At 43.6% G+C, this 25,469-nt stretch carries 14 protein-coding genes and 2 pseudogenes; 4 read left to right on the top strand and 12 right to left on the bottom strand.

Translation table 11 applies throughout. The features are described 5' to 3' along the window. Nucleotides 1-48: 48 nt before the first annotated feature. Nucleotides 49-282 (bottom strand): annotated as a pseudogene (locus tag FD723_RS04885) (hypothetical protein); the annotation flags it as partial. A 442-nt stretch (nucleotides 283-724) separates the two neighbouring features. Further along, entirely contained in the window at nucleotides 725-2,359 is a 1,635-nt protein-coding gene (locus tag FD723_RS04880; protein WP_179064329.1) for an alpha-D-glucose phosphate-specific phosphoglucomutase, read from the bottom strand. A gap of 439 nt (nucleotides 2,360-2,798) precedes the next feature. On the opposite strand from FD723_RS04880, the gene FD723_RS04875 reads away from it, so the two are divergent. Then, complete coding sequence (locus FD723_RS04875; protein ID WP_179064328.1) at nucleotides 2,799-5,285, top strand: S-layer family protein; 2,487 nt, start codon at nucleotides 2,799-2,801, stop codon at nucleotides 5,283-5,285. A 10-nt stretch (nucleotides 5,286-5,295) separates the two neighbouring features. Here FD723_RS04875 and FD723_RS04870 read toward each other — a convergent pair whose 3' ends face one another. The 3 genes from FD723_RS04870 to FD723_RS04860 form a co-directional block, all read right to left on the bottom strand. Next, nucleotides 5,296-5,991: a Uma2 family endonuclease gene (locus FD723_RS04870; RefSeq protein WP_179064327.1), complete on the bottom strand. Its 696-nt coding sequence runs from the start codon at nucleotides 5,989-5,991 to the stop codon at nucleotides 5,296-5,298. 863 nt (nucleotides 5,992-6,854) lie between these two features. Next, on the bottom strand, nucleotides 6,855-7,046 hold the full coding sequence (rpsU, locus tag FD723_RS04865) for a 30S ribosomal protein S21 (protein WP_094333031.1): 192 nt from the start codon (nucleotides 7,044-7,046) through the stop codon (nucleotides 6,855-6,857). A 563-nt stretch (nucleotides 7,047-7,609) separates the two neighbouring features. Then, nucleotides 7,610-7,933, bottom strand: coding sequence for an RNA-binding protein (locus FD723_RS04860; protein ID WP_179064326.1), 324 nt, complete (start codon nucleotides 7,931-7,933; stop codon nucleotides 7,610-7,612). Between the two features lie 392 nt (nucleotides 7,934-8,325). Between FD723_RS04860 and FD723_RS04855 the strand changes: the two genes are divergently transcribed. Further along, nucleotides 8,326-9,720, top strand: coding sequence for a TldD/PmbA family protein (locus tag FD723_RS04855; RefSeq protein WP_179064325.1), 1,395 nt, complete (start codon nucleotides 8,326-8,328; stop codon nucleotides 9,718-9,720). A gap of 540 nt (nucleotides 9,721-10,260) precedes the next feature. Then, nucleotides 10,261-11,514, top strand: a complete 1,254-nt coding sequence (locus FD723_RS04850) for a glycoside hydrolase family 10 protein (RefSeq protein WP_179064324.1) — start codon at nucleotides 10,261-10,263, stop codon at nucleotides 11,512-11,514. Nucleotides 11,515-11,613: 99 nt separating this feature from the next. On the opposite strand, the gene FD723_RS04845 is transcribed toward FD723_RS04850, so the two are convergent. The 7 genes from FD723_RS04845 to FD723_RS04815 form a co-directional block, all read right to left on the bottom strand. Then, a complete protein-coding gene (locus FD723_RS04845; RefSeq protein WP_179064323.1) occupies nucleotides 11,614-13,095 on the bottom strand; it encodes a site-2 protease family protein in 1,482 nt (493 codons plus the stop codon). A gap of 148 nt (nucleotides 13,096-13,243) precedes the next feature. After that, complete coding sequence (locus tag FD723_RS04840) at nucleotides 13,244-15,394, bottom strand: RNaseH domain-containing protein (RefSeq protein WP_179064322.1); 2,151 nt, start codon at nucleotides 15,392-15,394, stop codon at nucleotides 13,244-13,246. 21 nt (nucleotides 15,395-15,415) lie between these two features. Further along, complete coding sequence (locus tag FD723_RS04835) at nucleotides 15,416-16,423, bottom strand: pPIWI_RE module domain-containing protein (protein ID WP_179064321.1); 1,008 nt, start codon at nucleotides 16,421-16,423, stop codon at nucleotides 15,416-15,418. A 2-nt stretch (nucleotides 16,424-16,425) separates the two neighbouring features. Further along, nucleotides 16,426-19,833 (bottom strand): hypothetical protein, encoded by a 3,408-nt coding sequence (locus FD723_RS04830; protein ID WP_179064320.1) that lies wholly within the window; start codon nucleotides 19,831-19,833, stop codon nucleotides 16,426-16,428. Continuing rightward, the gene (locus FD723_RS04825; RefSeq protein ID WP_179064319.1) at nucleotides 19,817-21,334 is read right to left on the bottom strand and encodes a hypothetical protein; all 1,518 of its coding nucleotides are present in this window, start codon (nucleotides 21,332-21,334) and stop codon (nucleotides 19,817-19,819) included. Before FD723_RS04825 ends, FD723_RS04830 begins: the two co-directional genes overlap by 17 nt. A gap of 183 nt (nucleotides 21,335-21,517) precedes the next feature. Next, nucleotides 21,518-22,288, bottom strand: a complete 771-nt coding sequence (locus FD723_RS04820) for a lipoate--protein ligase family protein (RefSeq protein WP_218651791.1) — start codon at nucleotides 22,286-22,288, stop codon at nucleotides 21,518-21,520. A gap of 561 nt (nucleotides 22,289-22,849) precedes the next feature. Continuing rightward, nucleotides 22,850-24,919 (bottom strand): VWA domain-containing protein, encoded by a 2,070-nt coding sequence (locus tag FD723_RS04815; protein WP_179064318.1) that lies wholly within the window; start codon nucleotides 24,917-24,919, stop codon nucleotides 22,850-22,852. A gap of 135 nt (nucleotides 24,920-25,054) precedes the next feature. Between FD723_RS04815 and FD723_RS04810 the strand changes: the two are divergent. Next, nucleotides 25,055-25,259, top strand: a pseudogene (locus FD723_RS04810) (IS4 family transposase); the annotation flags it as partial. Nucleotides 25,260-25,469: the final 210 nt, after the last annotated feature.

Raw genomic sequence — 25,469 nt, 5'->3', positions numbered from 1 at the left:
CTGTCGAACTGGAATTAAGATTATATATAGCTTCACAAAAAAATGGTATAAGGTATTACATCGTGCGATCGCTATTTGTAAAAACTTTTGTAAACACCCGATGCCCAGTGTTTGGTTGCGATCGAAATAATCTTTTAGAGAAATTCCACCAAAATCTTTCATTACCATCGCTACAGGTAATGAGTCAGTTTCTCGATACCCTCGATAAACTATGGTTCTCGAACCATTGAAGATTTCTTCACTGACCTGGTATCCAGGAATAGTCACACGAGTACTGAACATACTGCTAAATTCTAGTGATTTCTAAATTTATTGTTCCCAAATCAGTAACGGCAGTTTAATGTTAATTGGTAAATATTACTGTGGTTTAACTTTAGATTAGTCATTAGCACTAATGACTAATAACTAATGACTAAATCGGCGGGCGGCTCCTGGCATAGGTGTCAACTTAAGCTGGAAATAGCTTATATGTTGGCTTCCATGCTCGCCCGGAAATAAATTTCTTTGGCTTTTAGCTAAAGTCTACTGAAGTAGAGTGGAGATTTTTGGCGATATTCAGTCATCTTCAGATGACTTTAGCTATGAGACGGGAATTTCAATTCCCGGCGGACAAGCGGTTTCGCGTTAAGTTGACACCAATGGGCTTCTCGGACACCCCTCTTATTGGGATGGGATTCCCGCCGATTTTCGTTGACTTTTAACTTTTGACTTCCGCCTTGCGGTATTAGGTGATTACAGTTGGCTGTTCTCGTCCTGTCAATTCGCGGATCTGGGCTATCTCCTCAACAATAGTGATTAAAGGAGCAAGTGCTTGCTGTGGATCGAGGTCATGTTTGGCGGGATCTGGCTCGTAGCTTTCTAGGTAAACTCTCAGAGTCGCACCTTGAGTACCAGTACCAGAAAGTCGCACCACAATGCGGGAGCCATCGGTAAAGCCAATGCGAACACCTTGTTTTTCGCTAATACTGCCATCAACAGGGTCAGTATAACTAAAGTCATCACTGTATTTAACTTGATAGTTACCGAACTGCTTGCCTTTAAGGTTTGGCAGTAAGGAACGCAGTCTTTCGATTAAGGTGTTAGCTGGTACTGTCTCTATCTCTTCATAGTCATGACGGGAGTAATAATTGCGTCCATAAGTCTGCCAGTGTTCCCGGACAATCTGCTCAACGGATTGCTGCCGGACTGCTAGGATATTCAGCCAAAAGAGAACAGCCCATAGCCCATCTTTTTCGCGGATATGGTTAGAACCGGTACCAAAGCTTTCTTCACCGCAAAGAGTAGCTTTACGTGCATCTAAAAGATTGCCGAAAAACTTCCAGCCAGTGGGAGTTTCATAAGATTCAATGCCAATTTGAGCCGCAACTCGATCTACTGCTTGACTAGTAGGCATCGATCGCGCTACCCCTGCTAAACCCGAACTATAACCAGGAACTAGCTTGGCGTTTGCGGCTAACACTGCGAGGCTATCGCTAGGTGTGACAAAGAACTTACGCCCTAAGATCATATTGCGATCGCCATCTCCATCAAAAGCTGCTCCAAAGTCGGGCGCATTCTCACCGTACAAAATATCCACCAAATCATGAGCATAAACCAGATTTGGATCAGGGTGTCCGCCCCCAAAGTCTTCTAAAGGTATACCATTTTGCACAGTTCCCACTGGTGCGCCCAAACGTTCCTCGAAAATGGCATGGGCGTATGGGCCAGCCACCGCATGTAAGGCATCGATGCTAATCCGAAAATTTCTGCTTGTTAACAGTTGGTGAATGCGATCGAAATCAAATAACGACTCCATTAATTCTTGATAATCATGTACGGAGTCAATCACCTCAATTACCGTCTCTCCCAAATGTGACTCACCCAAGGTTTCTAAATCTACATCTGGCGCTTCTAGAATTTGGTAGCTATCAATTACTTTAGTGCGATCGTAGATCGCCTCTGTCACCTTTTCTGGTGCTGGTCCACCGTTACTAATGTTATATTTCACACCAAAGTCACCATTTGGCCCGCCCGGATTATGACTAGCAGATAAGATGATGCCGCCAATAGCTTGGTACTTGCGAATAATAGCGGAAGTTGCAGGAGTAGACAAAATCCCCTTTTGACCAACTTTAATTCGCCCAATGCCATTGGCCGCCGCCATTCTCAAAATGATTTGAATGGCTGGGCGATTGTAATAACGCCCATCACCACCCACAACTAAGGTTTGTCCCTGCAAATCCCCGACAGAATCAAAGATGGATTGGATAAAATTTTCCAGGTAGTGTGGTTGCTGAAAAGCTTTAACTGCTTTCCGCAGCCCAGAAGTACCAGGCTTTTGATCGCTTAAGGGTGTAGTAGAGACTTTACGGATGTTCATAGATAATCTTTAACAAGGCATTTTTCTCTTACAGCTTTGCATAAGTTTGTTACAAAAAAAATTGCGGCGTATTAAAGCTTTAGACATCGACCGAATTTCAAAGAGGCAGGGGGAAGGGGGCAATACTGCTCAGGTTTTGCATTTTCAACTCGGAATTTGGTTTTGGGTAAAGGTTAAAGGGTAAAGGTTAAAGGTTTTTTCTTTCCCCTTAACCGACAAGTATTGGGGCAGGGGCAAGAGGAATAGTGCCCGAAGCCTCTGGTTCGCGCAGCGTCTCCGATAGGAGAAGAGAAGGTTTTACAGAGCAACTAAATTTATTTATGGGGATCATTAATTTTGAATTTTGAATTCGCAGCGTTCGCCCTTGGCGTCTCGTAGAGAAGCGACGTGACTATTTTGGGAATTCTAATATCTAGAAGACAAGAGTAGGATTTATGGTATGAGAGCGATCGCTTTTCTATTCACAAGTGGGTCATTAACTCAAGGAATACTGTTACTTGCGATACTCCTTTGGAGTCGCTGCGCGATCGCTCAGGTGACATCTGATAACACCCTCAATACTACTGTCTCTCAAAGTGGTAATAACTTTACCATTACTAACGGTAGTGCCGCCAATAGTAATCTCTTTCACAGTTTCCAGCAGTTTTCGGTTCCCACTGGCGGTTCAGTTACCTTTAATTTAGCGAACACGCCCAACATTTCCACCATCTTTAGCCGTGTGACTGGTGGTAATATATCTCACATTGATGGCTTAATTCAGACAATTAATAGCAGCAATCCCATTAGTATGTTGTTGATCAACCCTAGTGGGATAATTTTTGGAGCTAATGCTCAACTGAACATCGGCGGTTCATTTATTGCTACAACTGCTAACAGTATTAAATTTGTTGATGGTGTTGAGTTTAGCGCCATTAATTCTCAAGCTTCCCCGTTATTGAGTATCAATGTTCCCATTGGGTTGCAACTGGGCAACAATCCCGCATCAATCACCGTTCAAGGCACTGGACACTCCTTGAGCAATCCCAGTGGACTGACTCTGGCTCCCCTGGCTCGAATTCCCAGTGCGACAAAACTGCAAGTAAAGCCGGGAAATACCCTAGCTTTAGTGGGTGGCGACCTATATCTAAATGGGGCAACCTTGAGCGCTGAAAGAGGGCGAGTTGAATTGGGTAGTGTAAGGGGTGCAGGATTAGTCAACCTGATACCAACTGCACAAGGCTATACATTGGGATATGGTGATGTACAAAGCTTTGACGATATTCAACTGGCACAGCGATCGCTATTAGATATCAGCGGGGTGAATGCAGGCTCCGTGCAAATTCAGGGTAGGCAGATTCAATTTACTGATGGCTCTCTGGTGCTGGCGCAAAATTTCGGCAATCTCCCTGGCGGTGACATTCACCTCCAGGCTACGGAGGCCATTGATTTGATTGGTACAACAACTGATGGCACAATTTTAAGCGGGATACGTAGTGAAGCTCTGGGTATCGCAGCTAGTGGGAATATCAGCGTCGTTACTCCCCAGCTAACCCTCAAGTCGGGAGCGGGGTTGAATAGCACAACCCTTGGAAAAGCTTCCAGTGGAAATATTCACATCGATGCAACTGCGATCGAACTGTCTGGCTTTTCGCCCGCTAATCCTGCTAATATTACCACCATTAATACTGCCACATTAGGTACTGGAAAAGCTGGTGATGTTTTCATCAATGGTAACAGTCTACTAATATCAAACGGTGGCTCACTTTCTTCGGTTACTTTTGGCAGCGGCACTAGCGGTAAAGTGACAATTCACAACACCAACACGACGGTGACGGGAGAAAGCCCTTCTGGACTTTACAGCAATATTAGCTCAATTACATTTGCAACCGGAAATGCCGAAACCTTAACACTAGATACTGCCAAATTGCAAATTCTGGATGGGGGAGCAATTGCCGCCACCGCATTTTTTGTCGGAAATGGGGGAGATTTGAGCATCAATGCAACTGAATCGATCGCAATCAGTGGTCAAGGTCGGGCAAGTAATAGTAGTATTAACGCCTCCACCCTCCGACCCGATCCGTTATTGCGGCAGCGATTTGGTCTGCCAGATATACTCACAGCCAATGCTGGTACTGTGAGCATTACCACACCGAAGTTGACGCTGACGGATAGCGGGACAGTCAGTGTCACCAGTCAAGGCAGGGGAAATGGTGGCAATATTAACATCAATGCAGATACCATCCAATTAAATCATCAAGGGTTTATCCAGGCACAAACGGAATCTGGTAATGGTGGCAATATTGCATTATCCGCCAGCAGCCTGTTGTTTCTACGGGACAATAGTCTGATTTCATCAACAGCTGGCGGCTTAGGGAATGGGGGTAATATCAGCATCAATGCACCTATCATCGTCGGCTCAGGAAATAGCGATATTATTGCTAATGCAGTGCAAGGCAAGGGTGGTAATATCCAAATCACCACCCAAGGCATCTTTGGACTAAAATTCCGCACTCAACTCACCCCTGACAATGATATTACGGCGAGTTCACAGTTAGGTGTGAATGGAAATGTGCAAATCAATACCATTGGCGTCGATCCAAATTCTGGTTTAGTGGAACTGCCAGTAAATGTAATTGATCCATCGCAGCAAATTACCACAGGCTGCGCCAGCAATCAAGGCAGCCGTTTTGTGGCAACGGGACGGGGTGGTGTGCCGCAAAATCCCAATCAGGAAGTCACGAGCGATCGCACTTGGTCTGATATCCGCGATCTCTCTGCATACCGTAAAATGGGTGAGAACAATGCTCAAATCCTCGTATTACCGGAGGTGATCGTTGAGGCTACAACTTGGCATCGCAACGCCCAGGGCAACATTGAGTTAATTGCAGATACATCTTCTGCTCAGGTGCAACAACCATTAACCTGTGCTGCGCTTAAGAGGAGTTAATTTTTTGGGGTTAACGGTCTAATTTCCCAAAGCGATCGCGATACTGCTGAAGCAACGCCTGCATATCCTGCAATTGTTGCTCCGCCTGTTCAGCCCGTTGACGTTCCTGTTCAGCTCGTTGACGTTCTTGTTCAGCGCGTTGCTCCAACTCCACTGAACTCAAGAATTGCCGCCCATCTGGTCGGTAAATCACCAGTTCATGGTTGCCCACTGCAAACCGAATTCCCAACAGAGGACTTGTCCATCCATCTATCTGAGCAATTGGTAGTAACTGTTCACCAAGACGGCGCCAACCTTTGAGTTCGTAGCGGTCTGGGTCATACTGATAGTATTCTTCCACCCCATAAGTTTGGTAAAACTCTAGCTTGCGTTCCATCTCATTTGCATTGTTGCTGGGTGAGAGAATTTCCCATACCACTTGTGGGGCAATATTGTCTTCTTGCCACTGTTTGTAAGACCCGCGCCGTCCCTTTGGTCTACCAAATACCACCATTGCATCCGGTGCAACTGGTGAGATTAAGCGCGATTTCACCGGGAACCAGAGCAAATCTCCCGCCACAAACACGTTAGGTTCGTTAGCAAATAAAATTTCTAGATTTTCTTTAATTAGGACGATCCAACGAAACTGTTCGGTATTGTCTGCCATTGGTTTACCGTCGCTATCGGGGAAATCTAAATCTGCATCGCTGCGAAAGAAGGTGGTCATGTCGCTTCGCTCCAAATTCAAAATTCAAAATTCAAAATTAATAGGCAAGTAAATGGACTTCGTATTTCTCTCTACGAGACGCCAAGGGCGATCGCGCTGTGCATCTCGAAGTCGTCAGGGCACAGCGTTGCTGTGCCCCTACCGCGTGGTCTATTTACCTGAAAATTAGCTGTAAGCCGGAATGACACAGTATTTTAATTGTATGCGATCGCTAATTAACTGATAGCTGGCATTACTAAGTTGGAAATTATACATAAAATCTAGTCATTTTATCAATACTGGTGCTGTGACTAATCTTGAAACAAACTGCTCAATAATAAGTAATTATCTATGGCTTTCGGAATTAAACAAACTCGTTGGCTATATGTTAGCTTCAGTATTTTAAGTTTGTATTTAGCATTGAACATTACACACTATAAAAGCATTTCCACCAGCAACAACCCCAGTTCTCTCTTCTCCTCAGTCGACCAATTGGCTAGAACAGGGACGGAACCTCTACCGTTCAGGACGCTTTACAAAAACTGTGACAATTTGGCAAACGGCAGCACAACAGTAACATACCCAAGGCGATCGCCTGAACTAAGCCCTAAGTTGGAGTTACCTTTCACTGGCATAACAAGAACTTAATAAATTAATTATAAATTATTTTCTAACTAACTAATCCCTCGAAATTCTCACCGATGCAGAACAGCAGGAACTCAAAAAGATTTAGAATGATATCTGATAGCAGGAAAGGTTTGTGAAGGTCATAAACCTACTCATTAGATTCTTCTTTGGAGTACAGCGATCGCCTTTTCGACAGCTAAGAATCTAATGAGACAGTGCGTTAGCGTAGCTCACTGTAAGTATCGCTAATGATCAAATCAATTACGACGGAAATTTCTCTTGCGTTGTTTGTGCCTCGCGACTTCTTTACGCTTGTGTTTTTCCAAAGGCGTTTCAAAGTGACGATGCTTTCTCATATCTGGAAAAATACCTGCTTTGGAAACTTCCCTCTTAAATCGACGCAAGGCTGACTCAATTCCTTCATTTTCACCCACAAATACTTGTGTCATTTTCATCTCCTACTTAATTGGTACTGGGCATAATCAGAAAGGCAGGAGGCCTTGAAAGTGCTGAGTGCTGAGTAAAAATATCAGTCCCCAGTCCCCAGTTATTCTTTCATTCAAGGCTTTTGAAACTTGTTTCATTGGGACTGCCTCCTGCCTTCTACCTCGGGAGCAATGCGATTTTGTGAGATGGGTAAGCAGGGGAGGCAGGGAAAGAGAAATAATTGTATAATTTAATACAGTTCAGTTAAGGATTTTTGGTATTGATTTTAGGTCTGTAGAGACGTTGCAATGCAACGTCTCTTGCATTGGATTTCGGGCTTAACTGAACTGTATTGGTGTATAATCAATCTATTCCGGTAGTAAAAAGTACTAAAAATACCTCTTTACTCCCCCTGCTCCCCTGCTCCCCTGCTCCCCTGCCTATTTCACGAGGATCTCACTTTTTCGCGTTGCTCCCTCTGCCTCCTCCACGCCATCCAGTAGACCGGAGTGCAAAAAGGGCAGATAATGATTCTGCCCTTAAGACGTTAAAACTTAATTTTTGATCTTAAAGCGATCTTCAAAGTTTAGTAGCGACTATTTCTGTTGTATCCACCGCCGCCACCACTGTTGCCACGGTTTCCACCACCAAAAGAACCACCTCTATCTTCTTTGGGTTTAGCCTTATTCACTTTAAGGTCACGTCCCATCCACTCAGCACCATCAAGAGCATCAATGGCAGCTGTTTCTTCTGCTTCTGTGCCCATCTCTACGAAAGCAAAGCCGCGTGGACGGCCTGTTTCGCGGTCAGTAGGTAACTGAACGCGTTTTACAGTACCGTGTTCGGCAAAAACAGAATTGAGGTCTTCTTGTGTGACCTCGTAGGATAGATTACCTACATAAATTGACATGCGTTATCTCCAAAATCATAGGTGTGTAGAGATTTAGATTTCGGAGACAAGCTTGTTAAGACCAAAAGGGAAAAGCCTGTCAATACTAAAAACAAACACTGCAACCGAATTTTATTCTCACATGATTACCTTAGCACATCATTCAGTTCTTACCCACCGTAGCTAAAGATTGGGTACTGGGGACTGGGGATTGGGGATTTGGTATTGGGGATTTGGGGACTGGGTACGGGGTCTGAAGAGTTACAGGTGTAGAGGAGGACAAGGTTCAGAGAAGAGGAATTTTCGCTCTGCGTTCCTAATCCCCAATCCCTAGTCCCTCATAATAATTAATTAGCAGAAATTCCCCAAATAATTGCAAAATAAATGCAGTTCGTCATTGTGACTACCTGGAAATGCCGACTACACTTGCTGACGCTCAAAATTTACTTTCTGACCTCATTGCCCGCTACAGTGGGCGTGTAGATTATCTAATGATTCGCCTTGAAGAAGCAGAAGGGACTGATATCTTGTTGCGTGGCGACAAGGTAGAAACTCTCAGTGAAGGCATCTCCATTGGTGGTCATATTCGTGCTTGTTATAAAGGCGGATGGGGGTTAAGCTGCTTTAACCAACTGGCAACAATCCAAGATCGGATTGAAGAAGCGATCGCAGCTGCGCGGATGGTTGGTGATGAAGAAACTTTACTTGCACCCATTGACCCGGTGCAAGCAGTGTGCATTCTCCCTCTAAAAGGTTCAGATCCCCGAAATATCGCACTTTCACAGAAAAAACAGTTGTGCGATCGCTATGCCGAATTGCTCAAAAGTGTTGATCGGCGAATTACGACTACTTCAGTACGTTACGGTGATAGCGCCCAAAAAGTGATCATCGCTACCTCAGAAGGTACTTTGATCGAGCAATCTTGGGTGGATATGGAAATGCGCTTTGCCGCTACCGCCAGAAATGGCGAAACTGTCCAAACTGGACGAGAAACTACTGGCTCTCGCAAAGCTTACGAAGATTTAACTGATTTGGATGAACAGGTAAAAGGTGCAGCTCAAAGAGCGATCGCCGCTTTATCTCTGCCATCGGTGAAAGGTAATACTTACACCGTAGTCATTGACCCAATTCTCACGGGTTTATTCGTCCACGAAGCCTTTGGACATCTTTCTGAGGCTGATATGGCTTACGAAAACCCCGATCTGCTGGAAGTTATGACCATTGGACGGCGGTTTGGCCCAGAAGAACTCCAAATTTTTGATGGCGCGTCTCCAGAGGGACATCGTGGTAGCTATTTTTACGACGATGAAGGCACACCTGCTACCACTACTCAACTAATTAAAGATGGGGTTTTAGTTGGACGTTTACATTCTCGTGAAACTGCTGGCAAATTGGAGGAAGCGCCTACGGGGAACGCTCGCTGTCTCAACTATCACTTTACTCCCATTGTGCGGATGACAAATACCTGGATTGAACGGGGTAAAACGCCAGTTGCAGATTTATTCACCGATATCAAAGAAGGAGTGTATGCCCGTAATTGGTTAGGTGGGATGACCAATGGGGAAATGTTCACCTTTAGCGCTGGGGAAGCATGGATGATTAGGAACGGCAAAATTGCTGAACCAGTGCGGGATGTAACGCTTTCAGGAAACGTATTCCAAACGTTAGCGGATATTGAGGCCCTTGGTGATGATTTTTACTGGGATGAATCCGGCGGTTGTGGTAAGGGAGGACAAAATGGCTTGTCGGTAGGTTGTGGTGGCCCTAGTCTCCGAATTCGAGATGTAGTAGTTGGTGGGGAAACGTGAACTATCTGCCGTGATACTTAGTATTTTGGGTATCGCAGTAAAGTTACGGCAATTAGGGAATTCCAAGAAATAAATTATCCAATATTGTGGGGTGGGCATCTTGCCACTGGTGTCAACTTAACGCGAAACCGCTTGTCCGCCGGGAATTTCAATTCCCGTCTCATCGCTAAAGTCATCTGAAAGATGACTAAAAATCTCCAGTCTACTTCAGTAGACTTAAGCTATTAGCCCGAAAATTTATTTTTGAAGTAATAAGTAATGAGTAATAAGTAATGGGTATTACTTATTACTCATTAATTTATTTCCGGGCGGGTATGGAAGCCAACAGATAAGCTATTTCCAGTTTAGGTTGACACCTATGGGCATGCCGTGACCCTACACCTTGCGGTGTAATCTTGTACCTCATTTGAATGGGAACCGCTATATAATCTTTTGGAGATATTCACAACCCAGACCAAAAAGGCGATTGTTTTAGCACTTACAATCGAAACGATCGCTATTCATGCTAATTGTTCATAAGTTGATGATGTCTGTAGCCAAATGAAAAGGTTTGTAAAGTGGTGTGTTGAGTTTCCTTTTTGGTGGAATATTCGCCAAAGCAGAAAGTCTCTTTTGTTTGTTGTTATGCTTGCCTTGGGTGTGGTAAGTACGCTGATGCTATCATTCCCCTTGAAGGCTCAAGTTAATCTACCGCCAACGCCTGCATCTGAGTTAAGGGGAGTATGGTTAACAAATATTGATAGTGATGTATTATTTGAGCGCGATCGCCTCAAGGGATCTTTGCAACGCCTTGATGAACTCAATTTTAACACCATCTATCCGGCGGTGTGGAATTGGGGATATACGTTGTATCCTAGCAAAGTAGCAGCCAAAGTTATCGGGCGATCGCTCGATCCCACACCTGGACTGCAAGGGCGAGATATCCTCAAAGAAATTGTCGATGTGGGACATCAAAAAGGGTTAACAGTGATTCCCTGGTTTGAATTTGGCTTCATGGCACCAGCGGATTCTCTCTTAGCTAAAAATCGTCCCCAATGGCTCACAAGTCGCCGCGATGGAACTCGGATTGTCAAAGATGGGAATGATAATCGCGTTTGGCTAAATCCCTTTCGCCCAGAAGTACAACAGTTCATTCAAGATTTAATCGTTGAAATTGTTAGAAACTACAATATTGATGGTATTCAACTTGATGACCATTTTGGCTTACCATCAGAATTAGGATACGATGCTTATACAGTGGCACTTTACAAAAAAGAACACCGTGGTAAAGCTCCCCCCAAAAACTCTCAAGATCCAGAATGGGTAAGTTGGAGAGCTAATAAAATCACTGAGTTTATGAAACTGGTTTTCACAACCATCAAAGCTACTAAAAAAAATTGCCTCGTTTCTGTTGCTCCTAATCCTCAACGTTTTTCCTACAACTTCTTTTTAGCAGACTGGCAAAAATGGGAACGGCTAGGAATTATTGAAGACTTAGTTTTGCAGATATATCGTGATGACTTGAATGTTTTTGTTAGTGAATTAGAGTATCCAGAAGTGAAAGCAGCCAAGAGCCATATTCCCGTAAGTGTGGGTATTTTAGCTGGATTGAAAAACAAATCCGTATCGATGCAGCAGATTCAGACACAAGTGCAAAAAATCCGCGATCGCAATTTCGCCGGAGTCTCTTTCTTTTTCTATGAATCCCTCTGGAACATAAGCAAAGAAAAGCCACAAGAGCGTCAAGCTGGTTTGCAGAAAATTTTCCCCACACCAACGGCTTACCCGAATTTGCTCACAGGTTGGAAACCCTAGAAAGGTGGGGAGTGGGGAGTGGGGGAGATGAGGGAGATGAGGAAAATGGGCAGAATTCTTCAAACTCCTAACTCCTAACTCCTAACTCCTAACTCAGCACTATCCTATTCCCAAACGCCCAGCCAAACCCGGAGTTAGGGGTAGAAGCGTGGTAATCATCAAGAATAGAGCCAAAAGACCCAAAGCGGCTCTAGCATCATCCGGTTCAGTGACTTCATTCAAGCTAGGGCGTTCTTGATCTCGTTGCAAGAAGAAAATCACGATTGCCCAGTACATGGCAAGAGTATTACCGAGAGACACTAGTGCTAGTAAAATTAAAGTTGCGATCGTTGCCCTTCCTGCGGTTTTGCGCCCATAAATCGCCTGAATAATGCGGCCACCATCTAGTTGTCCTGCGGGCATTAAGTTCAAAGCGGTAATGACTAACCCCAACCAACCAATCACCACTAGGGGATGAACGCTTACCAGGGGTGACTGCAACGCCGAACCAAGGACAACTCGCGCCAAGCTTCCCACCAAAATCGACCCTTGGAAAAACTGATTGGGCAATTGAAATAAACTACCTGGGTGGGAAAGCAGCAAGCCTGTCACCAGCATTAACAAAGAGACAATACCACCTGCGGCTGGCCCTGCCAAGGCAATATCAAATAATACCTTGCGGTTGGGCAACAGAGACTCAAAGCGGGTAATTGCACCAAAGGAGCCAATTTGCACTGCGGGTAGAAAGAATGGCCAGCTAAGGCGAATTTGGTGACGCTGTGCAAGTAACCAATGACCAATTTCGTGAGCTACTAAAATCGCAAATATCCCAGCGCCTATGGGTAAAGCTTCTTGAAACCGCCCTGGATTGCCAAAGAAATCAAAATTCAGCAATAAGCCTGCTGCTTCTAAATTTGTGGCAATAGTTGCTAATAGTAGAACGCCCGCAAAGACTTTTTGTGATAACTGAAGCGGACGGGGATCATTGCGACTGGGTAGGACAATCACCACTGGTCTACCATCTGTATTTTCCACTAAAAACAGGCGATATTGATCGCCAAGGCGTTGCCGTAAACTTGCAGTTAGACGGTTGTGAGTCTCTTCTGGTTCTCCCCGCAAATTGCCTTTAAAAATGGCTCCATCTTGGTAAGCGATGGTTTCTGTGGCAAAAAATGTATCGATACCAAAAATGCCTTTAATTGCATTCAAGTCATCTTCAGCTATTGGCGGGATCTCCACTTTCAGTTGTGCGACTGCTAGCTGTGGAGAATTTGCTTCAAGTGAGGAAGCCGCAGCGAGTCTTTCGGTTGCGCGTTGCTTGAGGATGGCATCTTGCCCAGCTGCGCGTAACTGTCTGCCCAAATAGACGTACAAGCCGGCAGATGTCACCACTAAGAACAATATACCCGCTATATTAATGTAAATCCCTGCGGCAAACAATCCAAAAAACAGGAGCCAGGGAGTCATCAACACCACCGACTGTAACCAGGCTAAGATTCCCAGCTTACCAAAAGGTCTAGCACGATAAAAGCCCCAGCCCAAAATGCCTAAAGCTACCAGTAGGATTGCCGCCAGGATAGAAGTTTCTGATAAAGTAAACATCTCCAAACCTTTGCTATTGAAACTAAGCCAGAACAAGTCCGGTATTGCAGATACACTATTAATTTATAACGTTGCCTGCCCTCTGCTCAAATTATCCGGTTTGGCGTCGGCTAGTCAAAAACGTAGGCATTGCAATTTTGGTAGATTATTAATCTAGCTCTGCTTCAGTTTCCTCATCTGCGATCGCAAAATCACTGATATAGTCCCGTACAACACGCTCAAAAAATAGGGGAGCAGGCAAACCTGTCCAATCGCTGTAGTGACCAAAGCCATAGCGCAGTGACTCCACAAGAGCAGCTAAATCATCAGGATTATCTTCTGGTTGTCTCAAGGTAATAACAATCTCAAGGGGATTGGGAGTAGGCCAGCGACCCACAAATGCAGGTTTTTTAGAGAGTTGATATACGTTTAACCCAGCTTTGTTAAAAATTGGCTCTTTAGAAACATCAGTTTTTTTAACGAGGGTCTGGGTTGAGCGATAACAACTTTGACCACGTGAATATTGATGTGGTGCTTCACGTGCCACAGATAGATAAGCCACACATCCAGTGTGGTTAGTAGCGCTGAGTCGAAATAACCCAGTCGAACTAGATGCTGAATCTATTTTAAGTGTAGGCGACAGTTTCTTGAGTTCTTCTTTAGTCCTGGTATCTTCTAAAGAAGTCTCTATTAAATGTCTGGCTTTTTTCTCAATAATTCCAGGGGCGAGTTCTTGGCGAATGCGAATTATACGTGCGCCTTGCCATTCATCCTGCATATTCTCAGACTGCTGACCAAGGTCAATTTGATTAGTATTTATTTCCTCATCTTTGAGCCAAGACCACAATTGGACGCAGTTGGAAGAATCAATCATAACCAATGGTTGCATCCCATCTTCCACAGAGTTAGAGACAATCTGTTTCACAAATTTCATGAATCGAGTCTTGCGTACAGCTTTCTCATTAGCTAGTTTGATGGGAGTAAGTTGGGCAATAAAAGCTAGTGCATCAGAAAAGCTAAACCACGGGCTAATTACTAAATTTCCTTTCTCGTAAGCACAGCAAAGTTCACATTTTCCTGTATCTACGTTGAGGCGCATTACCACTGCTAAAAATGTATTCTCAATAACACCACGAAGGCGACCCCTTTGTTTACGGACGATTGTGAACCCTAAAATTTCTTTTGGTCTAGCTTCTGGTGGGATATTTTGCAAGTACTTGTCAACCTTTTCTTTTACACCATCAATCCGACCAGAATGAGCCGAGAACAAATCTTTCAGAGCCGACTGCATCCGATGGAAGAAGTCTGCAAGTTTGAGATGCTTTGTTTTACGCGTCTTTGCAATGGGTAGAAGAAATTGCACGCCACTACCAACCTTTGCAAGAGCTTGGCGGGTTGAAGGTTTATTAACTTTATCGTCATGTTTAGGAGATTTTTGACCAGTAGGATCTGGGTAAAACTGCCGTGCCATTATCAAGGAGAAAGTTGGCTTATTGGGGTCTTCAATTTGTTTTGCAGTGGATTCCCATGCTTCAATTCGCTGGCGCGATCGCTCCTTATTTTTCAAGTCTTTTCCAGGTAAAACCTCTCGTGGCCCGTGAGTATTTGCTGGCAAGCGATTAATAAAAATTTCGAGTGTGTTTCCCCACAAAACTTTAGTAATTTTCTGCAATAGCTTTGCTTCTATCTCCAAATCATCTTCATAAAATATCAACAGTCTCGGTTGCTCATTAGGATATAGTCGCTGCATCGCTGCTTGGTTTGCCTGAATGATATTTTGGAGATCATTCGTTTGATTCGGCGTAAATCTATTAAATTGAAGAGCTTTTCTTCCCCACTCAATCTCTTCTAAACGGATATCAAAGTGTTTACATAGCAAGCTATCGATTTGACTTTCGTCGAGTTTATCGAGGTATTTCGCGGTAAACTCCAAGTCAGAATTTGTTTCAAGAGCTTCCAAAACCCCACCAAGCAGTGTAGGAAGATTAATCATGCGTGATACTTTCTTTGCCTCATCCAGATTATGGCTGGATTTTACAAGAGAGTATTTATCGAATACTTCTATTCCTAATGGGTTAAGAATTTTAGCGATCGCTTCCAAGGCATCTAATTTATCAATCTCTGGTACACCTGTTTCAATACCGTATCCTTCTGAACTATTTTCGTCGTCTTCTGAATTATCTTGAAGTCCATTACGGTAAGTCAGAACTACCTCACAGTTATCAGTAGAGGCTTTGCCCAAAGCGATTTGTTGCCCATCAAAAGATTCCAGAGGCAGTTTCAATTCTCTCCGCAGGATTTCAAAATCTGTATCTGTCACCCAACGCCAATTCTTCTTCTCTTACTTGTTATTTTTATCTTGTTCGCATTTTACTCGATAGCTAAAGGCGCGATCGGGATAGTCTTGAGAAAATATGAAACCGCTAATATTCCTACGATCGTATTTAGGATCTTTTAACTGAGTGAACCAACGACGTTTGGAAACCTCAACTTTCACCAAAGGTTGAGGCAAAGATGGATAAGTCACAACTTCCAAGCTCACCACAAAACTGAATTTACCTTTTGTGTCAGGTAAGGTTATCGGATCGGTGATCAATTCGACAATTCCAGAATTGCTGGAAATAATACGTTTTATCGGCCCTAAATATGGAAAAATCTCTTGTCCAGCAATTTGACGAGCTACGTAATCTACTATCGCACGATAGGCATATTTATCTGTTAAATCTTTTGGCTGAGTTGTACCTGTCTGTTTAGACCAATTCCAAGGGAATACTTGAGATTTAAATGGAGAAATTTTCAGAAGTTCTCCTGTTTCATGCAAATCTTGCAAGCGGTCAATAATATTCGTTGATATGTCTTCTTTTTTTGCAAAAGGTCTGAGATGATTTGTGAACCAGTCGTTAATAATTGGGCGAAGCATTTGATTGATATCTTCTTCATTACTACTATTTAGGTAAACAAAAGGTTCTGGATCGCTTCCCCTTTTAGCATTATTCAATGCAAACTTCGTAAGACCTACGTCTGGTTCAATTCGCGCTGCATTTTTTAGTACTACTTCTAGAAATCCTCGAAATGAGGCATAGGGCAGATTTTTGACATTAGTTTCTTTTTGAATGTCTGCAAAATCTAACATAGCTGCCCTTGTCCAAGCAAGAGTAAAACCCTCTACTATGATTGGAGGCAGATTATCCAGTACAGTGAAGGCTTGGGTAAATCTCTTGACAGGTTTGATTTGTCCTTGCTGAATATAAAAGGTATCTGAAACTAAATTACCATCAGTTTCTTCGTCTTCATCTTCTTCAGATAAATCTTCTTCAAGTTCAATTTCATCAGAAAAATTGTCGCTCATTTTTACATCTCCAATAGTGTTGAAAAATCATTTAAACCGTCTTCTTCATCCATAATATCTTGTGAATTAGCTAATTCATCAGGGTATTTTACTCCTTTAATTCGCTGCAAAGGTGTTAGAAATGCGCCGTAAAGTTCTTGATAAATTTCCCGAATTACAGGATTGGGATGGTTGACACATTCTTCTAAAATGATTCGCATCTGAACCAGCATACTATCTCGCCCAGAATCGCTTTCTCCTTTTGCTGAATTTTTAGCCCAAGCCGCATCCACAAAGTAAACTGATACTGGGCATCCATTCCGCATTCCTCGCCCAATTGTTTGTAAAATCGCCACCATTTGATTAGCTGTAAACGATTTGAATAGTTCAGGGCCTAAACGGCTAGCCATTAAGGGTTCACGTAATAATCTATTGGCAGTTCTCCAAAGGTCTTTTCTTGATTGCTGCCAAGAAATTGCGATCGCATTTAAATCTTCCGTTTCACCAAAAACTCGACTATCAAATTCTTGTGTTGCCCGTCCTGCCAAGCTGTACAAAAGCTGCATATCATCTTTGGTAGGATGAGGACGAGTCAGGAAGTAAATCGAGCCAATTGCCGCATCTAGTTTCCTGTCCCCTTTAGTGAAAACGATGTTCACACCTCGACCAATTGCCAACATGGGAAAAATTAAAATATCACAGTTTTCATCGTCTCCTAATGCTTCACACTGAGCAGAAGTAATAAAATCTGCCGGTTGTTCTCCATCTCTGAGGGATTGAACAATTGCTTTTGTATGTCTACCAACTTCAGGATGATAGTCATTGATATATTTCTTAATAGAACGAGCCTGTTCATAACTATTGACAACTAAAGCGGCTTTGCGACGAATACCAGACTTTACATCAAATCTATCCATAGACTTGTAAATTTCAGGTTTACTTCCTCCTACAAGAGCATTCACCATTCGCAGAAGATTACGCTTTTGAAGGTCGCCAGCACCGCTATATTTGAGGGGTTCATCACCACGTTCACTATCTGGAAACCATTTGAAACGATAAACGCTCTGCTCTGCTTTATTTTCTGACTGACGCGGTTTTAGTAAATAATGCGGGCCAGCGTTAATGTGGTAGGCGGGACTAGCTTCTAAAAATGAAGTTGCCGAGGTAATTAAAACGGCTGGGCTTGGATGTCCATCATCTGCCTCTAACAATCGATGAAAACGGTGCATTAACATTCGGGGCGCACCAACAAATGTAATATAGGACAATTGCACATTTCTGGCGGCGGTACGTGTTGTTTGTGCTTTGGAAAAACTGTATCGCACTCCAGAAAATGAACCTAAAATGCTTTCTGGAATAAATTTTCGGAGTTCTGGTGATGCAGTTGATTCCACAATTGGTTCACGAATGAAACCTTCTGCAACCATCGTTCTAGTTCCTGGTACAATTCGCTGGTAGCCCACAATTACGAAAGTAACAGTTATAAGTAATTTAGCTAAATCTTCTGCTTCTATTGTTGATAAATGATCTGGAAAACAGAGCTTGAGAAATAATTCAGCAATTTCTTCAACGATCGCATCACGTCGCTTAATCAGATTTTCAGCCAAGTAACGGCGAAAATGACTAATGAGAGTTTTCCATTGCTTTTCAAGGGTTTCACGGTTATAGCCTAAAATCCGAGGCCATAAATCTGCTTTAAAGTCTTGAGGGTTCTCAACACCTGTGCGATCGTAAAAGGCGTTATATGCTGCTGCTTCCCAAAATTCAGTCAGTGCCCGACTTTTGCTAAAGCCTAGTTTGGCTTCTTGTTCATCAAGGTCATTCTGCTGAGAGGATTTCTTTAAAGTATTCAATAGTTCGCTAACAATCCGTAATACAGTTAGCAATTGATTTTCGTAGCGTTCTCCCACCCGCGACTTAGACATATTCTGAAGGGTGGTAATTAAGGAATTATTATGGTTGCCAAATTCTGACAAGTCACGACTGTAAAGTTCTACATCCCGATCGAATAATCGATAGTTCTCGCCACGAGCAAAGCGGTTATGGATTTGTTCTAGAATTACCCGATGAATGGATCGCTCTGAGCCTGAAATACTTAAGGTTGCTGCCCCATAACCATCTAACACTGTCTGTACCATGTCACCTTCGTCGAAAACAACTACGTCGAAGGTACGGGCAATTAATTCAAAATATCGTATTTGTTCCTGAATCGCGTGAGGTGATATTTGAGTATCGAGCGATCGCACATGACCAACCCAAATATTAGCATCCAACAAATCTCGCGGTGCTTTGTTTCGACCGCACATTGTCCATAAGGGACACAGGCATTTCTTCATTTTTCCCTGTTTCCCCCCGCCTTGCAATATCTCGTTGCAAGGTGCGTAACCAAAGCCCCACATAGACATATCGGCAGTTGAAAAGGCTGGTAGGACGCAGTTCATACCAAAAACTTCTGCCTGTTCTAAGGTATGAGCAAAGCCACCATTACCTCGTGTTGCTATAGCCTCAGCAATATTATCTGCATGGCGACGGCGAGTTTCATCACTTTGTCCTACCAGCATTCCCACCTTAACTTGATGAAATGCCAGTTCAGCCATGTACTGCCTAGCAACTTCAATGGAGGGAAAGACAAACATAGCTTTATAGTCATTTAGTCCCAGCCAGATAGCTATCAATACGAGAATGGTTGTTTTACCTGACCCTGGTAAACCAATTAAGTGCTTGATGTCTTCTAATTCCAACACATCATCTTCTTTCCGCAGACCTTTTCCAACCTCCGATACCATGAGGTCAAAGCGTTCAAAACGATCTGCCCAACTACCAGATCGTCGCTCAGGATCTTGCTTTTCACGCTCGTCCATCTCAATAGCCAGATCGCGCAGTTCACTTAGGGGAATACGAATTTTTCCTCTTGGTTGGCGGTTGAGAGAATGTGTACGACGTGCAGCAATCGGGGCGGTAATCGGAGCGATCGGCATCCTTGCTGCTGTTGACTCTTCACCTAAAGCAACCGCCATCTGCTGACGAGGATCGGCAAATGTAAAACCATACGAATCGTATGACAAAGGGGCACTTAAAATTTGACGCGCTTGTGTAATTTGAGAATCTTCTAAAGGATCTGTTCTTTTGAAGTGCAGTGTTTCGGTATCAATCTCATACGCTCCTTTAGTGTGGTTGCAGTAATGATGATTGTTATAGAGAGCAATTGCGTGTTGAACTGACTGCCGTGTAACAAAAGTCAGGGACATCTGCCGCATATTGAAAATAGCTTGACGGGCTTTCTCTAATACAGCTGCATTTAAAATGCTGGCCATGCCTGACATAATTACTGGCGCGTACTCCAGTGAATTAGTATCAATAAATTCCTCCATTAAGACGCAAAGCCAGCAAATTCGGTCTACACCTTTCCAAAAATCAGGTTTGGTTCGCATAAGGCATTTTCTTTAAAAAATCAATTACAGAGGAAACCGACATAATTTCTAAACTGGCGGGATCGCCCTTCTTATCTAGTGTTGAGATGAGGGTAGAAATGTAGCTTGGGTTGTCTTCGATTAAGCGATCGCTCACAGCAAGAATGCGGCGGCGATAGTGAATCAGCCCACCAATACTGCGATTGAGACGCAAAGCTAGAGTCACGGGACTTGTGTAAGATTTGGCATCAATTCCAATTGCTCGTTCGTTAATTGCCACATCGCATAAATCCGACTCTGGGTAAAGTTCAGCATTGAGCTTATTTTGTCGGGCTGTATCAAAAATAGCTAATTCGTCAATTGCTGGGCCTGTCCAGTAGGTAAGAATTCGTGGCTCGGCAATTCGTAAAATGTCTTTGGGATCTAGTTTTTCAGATACTTTTGGCGAGTTGTGGCCAATGCACTGGCGAATTGGACAACGCCCTTGTGAAAAAAGTTTTTTGTTGGGATGCGATCGCATCAGTGTGCCACAGTGGGCGCAGCGATGTGCTAATCCATCAACTAGCCAGATATCTGGCACTAAGTTGAAGAAATTTTCAACGATCATTCGCTGTAAAGGGGTCAAGTCATTTTCAACCAAGTAATCTAATAGTTGCCGTTCTCCTATCAGAGAGTACCTACCAAATAACTGTCGTAACGCGGTGTAAGCTTTGTGTTGGCGACGGCCGCCCAATCGTTCAGTTGCTTCGCATAACTGAGTATATAAGTGATGCTCAATTACATTGTCTTCGCCAAAAGCCCCGCTCAGGTTGGCAATCTCTGCACAGTCTGAGGTAGGTACTCGTAAATCTGGATCGATTAAGGTGACGCTAGAAAAGCGAAAGTCTGATTGGTTAAAAACTCCTAACTGCCAGCGATCGCCACTAAGAGGGTATCGAGCGTTATCTAAAACAGTATGCACACAAGCAGCGCGATCGCTTAATCCTTCTTCAATATATAGACGACCCAATTTGCACATTGCTTGATAGAGTTCTGGTGGCAGCATACTATCCTCTTGGCGCACAATTTCTCGACCTGGGAGAACCCGGTCATATTGGCGAAGAATTCCCTGAGCAAGTAACACCACAGCATCTTCAGCCAGATCCCTCGCTGGGCGATGTCCTGTAGGTAAAGGCAAAGAAGTTGCTGAAATTGCAGGTAGCCATGTTGGATCGTGTCCTTGAGCCTCTGCGATAATTTGCCTCTCTAAAACATCTTCACCAAAGGAAGGTAAAACTTGAGCGATCGCCGCAAGTGTCCAACCCTTCTTCAATAGGAGAGCAGTTGCCAAACCCTCCAAAACCTGACGAAATCCAAATTCTTGCCCTTTGGGTTGTGATAAAAGTTGTTTTGCTCTCCACGACCGAACAGTACGGAGGGCAGGTGATTCTATAGACAGTTCAAGGTGTTTAATCTGGCGTTTTAGCTCCTTTGTCAGCGCCTCCGCAGTTCCCTCCCACTCACGCACGTCCTCAAAGTACATGGCTACAATTTAATTTACATTTTAATCAGTTTACACTAAATGATGTAAATGAAAATGTCAACCTTTTATTCGGGCTGCAAAACTACGCTGTATAGCGATTTAACTTACAAAAAACTTTGGCTTTCTACGTATTTCCTAGATAATCTAAAGTTTTGGAACAGGTGATACTTACGGTGAGCTACGCTAACGCACTTCATACAGCGATCGCAATTTGAGGATATCTTGCCATTCAAGCTCGGTGAATGGTTGGGTAACTACTTCTATGTCAAAGTACTGTTTTGCCCTTTCTGTCAAGGTATCCACAATCTTGACAATCCAGCCATCCTCTTCCTGTGTGTTGCAAAGTGAGGTATTCCACGGTGCTGGTTGTTCAAAGATTTCCTCAAATAAACCTTTATCTGTAGACAAAATCATCGAGCCATGTTGAAGAATAGTATTTTTCCCCTTGCGTTGGGCGCTACCAATAAATTTACTTCCATCGGTAGTAACTAAGTCAGCTGCGGTTGCTGTATTAAAGCAACTGGGATTGTGAATGTAACCCCGTCCAGCAGAACCATAATTTAACTCAATACCCAAGCTTTGCCAGCCTTGAATTAAAAAGTTACAAATTGTTTCATAAGTACCCCAGCTTTTTCCAGTACTAGCTGAGGTAATTAGGGTGTAGCTTAAGTCTCCTTGGTGGAGAACAGCTCTACCTCCTGTTGGACGACGAACTAGATCGAGTGCCTGTCCTTGGTAAATCAGATTATGCCACTGGGTAGGCCATTGTTTTTGCAGATGTCCCAAAGAGAGAGCATAAGGATACCAGGTATAAAAACGCAGGGTAGGTGGGTGCTGTCTCTTTTCATATTGGTTGAACAACCAAGCATCGATCGCCATTTGCACTGCTCCCGATGTCTGAAGCATTGGGATGAAACGCCAGGTGGATGGTGATTCAGTTGCTAGTTGTTTCATCTGTTTCGGACTCTGGAAAGATATTGAAGAAGAATTCAGAATCAAGACGCTCGATAGCGAAGCTGTTTGATTTTTTTACTAAGGGACTTCCAAATAAAAAATATTCAATTAACTCTTGTGGGGTGGGCAATATGAGCGTCCATAAGCATAGGTGTCAACTTAAGCTGAATATTATCTGTTGGCTTCCATGCCCGCCGGGAATTGAAATTCCCAGCGGACAAGCGGTTTTACCTTAAGTTGACACCAATGTACAGATGTGCGCCTACGGGTGCAATACTGCTCGGTTAAGCATTTTTAACTTGAAATTGGGTTTGGGGTAAAGGTTAAAGGTTTTTCTTTTCCCTTTTCCCCTTAACCGAAAGGTATTGCCTACGGCTGTACCTTACTAGGTCGGGAAACGCTATAGTGCTTTTCAAGTAATTGAACTAAGCTGTTGCGTCTGCAAATTGCATCACAAGCATGATTAGGCAAAACCTGTAAATCCTCTCCCTTGCACCCTGCACCCTGCTACCCTGCCGCCTCAATGTGCAAACATATAACCACAACAGCTTACACCACTCTCTACTCCCTACTCCCCGTCCTGGCAATCAACGCCCTAGATTGCTCCACCAGACGAATAAACTCATCTCGATAACCTTCTTGGTCTTCCCCCTTTCCTTGGGTTGCCAATTTCATCACCAAATCATAATTAGCATTCCCCTTATACTCAGAGTCACGTAAAACCATCCCAAAGGTAGCAACCGCAGCAGCAAATCTCAGGTTTGTAGAGGGTATCTGGTCGGCTCTTACATCATCATCTTGGATGGTTTGGGTAATTAATTGACTGGTGCTATCCTGGGGCAACTTATAGCGTAGTTTTACTTGCATCAACTCATTGCCGAGAGTATCCGAGGCAGTTTCACCAGAACGCTGATATCGCAAGGGGTCTACCTCTGGCAGCTTCACATCACTCTTTGTACCAGTAGGAATGATTTCATAAAGTGCTGTCACAGAATGACCAGCCCCAATATCCCCTGCATCTTTCTTATCGTCATTGAAATCTTGGTTTTGCAGTAAGCGGTTTTCGTAGCCAATCAACCGATATGCCTGAACTTTCGCCGGATTAAATTCCACCTGAATTTTCACATCCTTGGCAATGGTAAACAGAGTTCCCCTCAAATCGTTAACTAAAACCTTTTTGGCTTCCAATAGGGTATCGATGTAAGCGTAGTTGCCGTTACCCTTATCAGCCAATTGCTCCATTTTTCCGTCCTTATAGTTGCCAGTGCCAAATCCCAACACTGTCAGGAAAATTCCCTGGTCTCGCTTCTGTTCAATTAATCGCGTCAGGTCGGCATCACTGGAAACCCCGACGTTAAAATCTCCATCGGTGGCTAAAATTACTCTGTTATTGCCAGATTTGAGGAAGTTTTGTTTGGCTATCTTGTAAGCTAGTTCAATACCCTGGCCGCCAGCAGTGGAACCTCCAGCCTCCAAGCGGTCAATAGCCGCCAGAATTTTTGATTTCTGACTACCTGGAGTCGCAGGTAATACTAATCCAGCATTCCCAGCATAAACTACCAAACTTACCCGATCTTCAGGGCGCAGTTTATTCACTAGCAATTTCAAGGATTGTTGCACCAAGGGCAATTTGTTAGGGTCATCCATAGAACCGGAGACATCAATCAAAAATACTAGGTTGCTGGGTGGTAAGGTTTCGCTCTCTAAACGTTTACCTTGCAAACCGACCAGTACCATCTTATGTTGAGAATTCCAGGGAGCAGCAGCAATTTCAGTGGTTACAGAAAAAGGGCGTTCGGCTTTTGGTTGAGGATAATTGTAGGTAAAATAATTGATCAATTCCTCAATTCGCACTGCATCTTTGGGTGGTAATTCCCCTTGAGTAATAAACCGTCGCACGTTGCTGTAAGATGCTGTATCGACATCAATAGAAAAGGTTGAAAGAGGGTCATTCCCGACGCGATGAAAGGGATTATCCTCAATTCTGTTGTAGTTTTCTGTATTGAATTTGCTATCTGTTTCAGCTTGGGGTGCAACTCTTCCAATACTGCTACCAGCTTGGAGTTTAGGGCTTGCGGGGCGGTTAACAAGTTGATCCTGCACAGATGCCCTAGACGGAATACTAGCAGGTAGAACTGTGGGTAAGGGTTGAGTCTTTCGAGTAGACTCATCTAGAGTACGTTCTCTGGTAGTCTGAGTTGGAGTGGTAAGATTACGAGCATCTAATTCATTTATCGAACTTCTGAGGATTGCTAACTCCGGCGCGAATTCGGACTGCAAGCGTTGTAGAGTTTTTATATCTGCTTGGGTAACTATCTTGGGATCAGTCGCTACTAGCTCATTGATGCGATTTAGACAGTCATTCAAGACTGTGGCAAATTCAGTTCGAGTTATGGGAAGAGTGCCAAAGTTTTGGATGGAGACAACGCAACTATACTGTTTTACCAATCCCTGGAGTGCTTGGTAGTCAGGGTGATTGGGTAGAACGCTAGAACTGGGAGGAGTCTGATTAGCTGGAATCGCAACTGTAGCAGACTGACGTAAAATCGCAATTCCTATTGATGGTATTAATAATAACAGTGCAATAATACTGACTCGTTGCCACATTTTGGACAGAATCGGGTAAGACACGGCTAAATCCTCACACTAAATTTGTTTTGTCACATTTGAAGTTTCTACTTATTTAGAATAGTCTTGAGCAGCCTGAGATTTCATAACCGTTGCAGTTTTGGTAACTGTAACTGATATAAAACTAAGCATTTCTGTCTAGCATCAGGATTATGCGGTTCAACTTGGTATTACTATCTGACTAATATTCTTGATCCACAAATGTTATCTGCACAGCGAGTTTGTGAATTATATCCTGATGGAAAGCGCGTTGAAGATGCTTTCCTACTTACGAAACGGCTTTTAGGTTTAGCTTAATATTTGGGTAGGCGACACCAATGGTGTACAAATCACTATTGTCGCACTATCTCGCAACAAGGGGGGAGTGGGGTTTGGGGAGAGTTCTTGTCAGTAATTGAATGATTAGGGTCTTGTTCTCAAGTCATGGCACTTCATGTTAGCTTCTCTAGTATTGCCCCAATCCGCTTGCAGGCATCGCGTAAAATCTTGTCTGCCATGAATCGGGTCAAATGTTCAGTTACACCGCGCATACCGGGAAACATTGCCCCTGGAT

This window comes from Nostoc sp. C052, assembly GCF_013393905.1.
GTDB lineage: Bacteria > Cyanobacteriota > Cyanobacteriia > Cyanobacteriales > Nostocaceae > Nostoc.
This window is presented reverse-complemented; position numbering and strand designations above follow the sequence as displayed.

Bases quoted from the DNA above. Each gene is read 5' to 3' on its own strand.
- FD723_RS04880 (WP_179064329.1), bottom strand. From the start codon at position 2,359: ATGAACATCCGTAAAGTCTCTACTACACCCTTAAGCGATCAAAAGCCT.
- FD723_RS04875 (WP_179064328.1), top strand. From the start codon at position 2,799: ATGAGAGCGATCGCTTTTCTATTCACAAGTGGGTCATTAACTCAAGGA.
- FD723_RS04870 (WP_179064327.1), bottom strand. From the start codon at position 5,991: ATGACCACCTTCTTTCGCAGCGATGCAGATTTAGATTTCCCCGATAGC.
- rpsU (WP_094333031.1), bottom strand. From the start codon at position 7,046: ATGACACAAGTATTTGTGGGTGAAAATGAAGGAATTGAGTCAGCCTTG.
- FD723_RS04860 (WP_179064326.1), bottom strand. From the start codon at position 7,933: ATGTCAATTTATGTAGGTAATCTATCCTACGAGGTCACACAAGAAGAC.
- FD723_RS04855 (WP_179064325.1), top strand. From the start codon at position 8,326: ATGCCGACTACACTTGCTGACGCTCAAAATTTACTTTCTGACCTCATT.
- FD723_RS04850 (WP_179064324.1), top strand. From the start codon at position 10,261: ATGAAAAGGTTTGTAAAGTGGTGTGTTGAGTTTCCTTTTTGGTGGAAT.
- FD723_RS04845 (WP_179064323.1), bottom strand. From the start codon at position 13,095: ATGTTTACTTTATCAGAAACTTCTATCCTGGCGGCAATCCTACTGGTA.
- FD723_RS04835 (WP_179064321.1), bottom strand. From the start codon at position 16,423: ATGAGCGACAATTTTTCTGATGAAATTGAACTTGAAGAAGATTTATCT.
- FD723_RS04830 (WP_179064320.1), bottom strand. From the start codon at position 19,833: ATGCGAACCAAACCTGATTTTTGGAAAGGTGTAGACCGAATTTGCTGG.
- FD723_RS04825 (WP_179064319.1), bottom strand. From the start codon at position 21,334: ATGTACTTTGAGGACGTGCGTGAGTGGGAGGGAACTGCGGAGGCGCTG.
- FD723_RS04820 (WP_218651791.1), bottom strand. From the start codon at position 22,288: ATGAAACAACTAGCAACTGAATCACCATCCACCTGGCGTTTCATCCCA.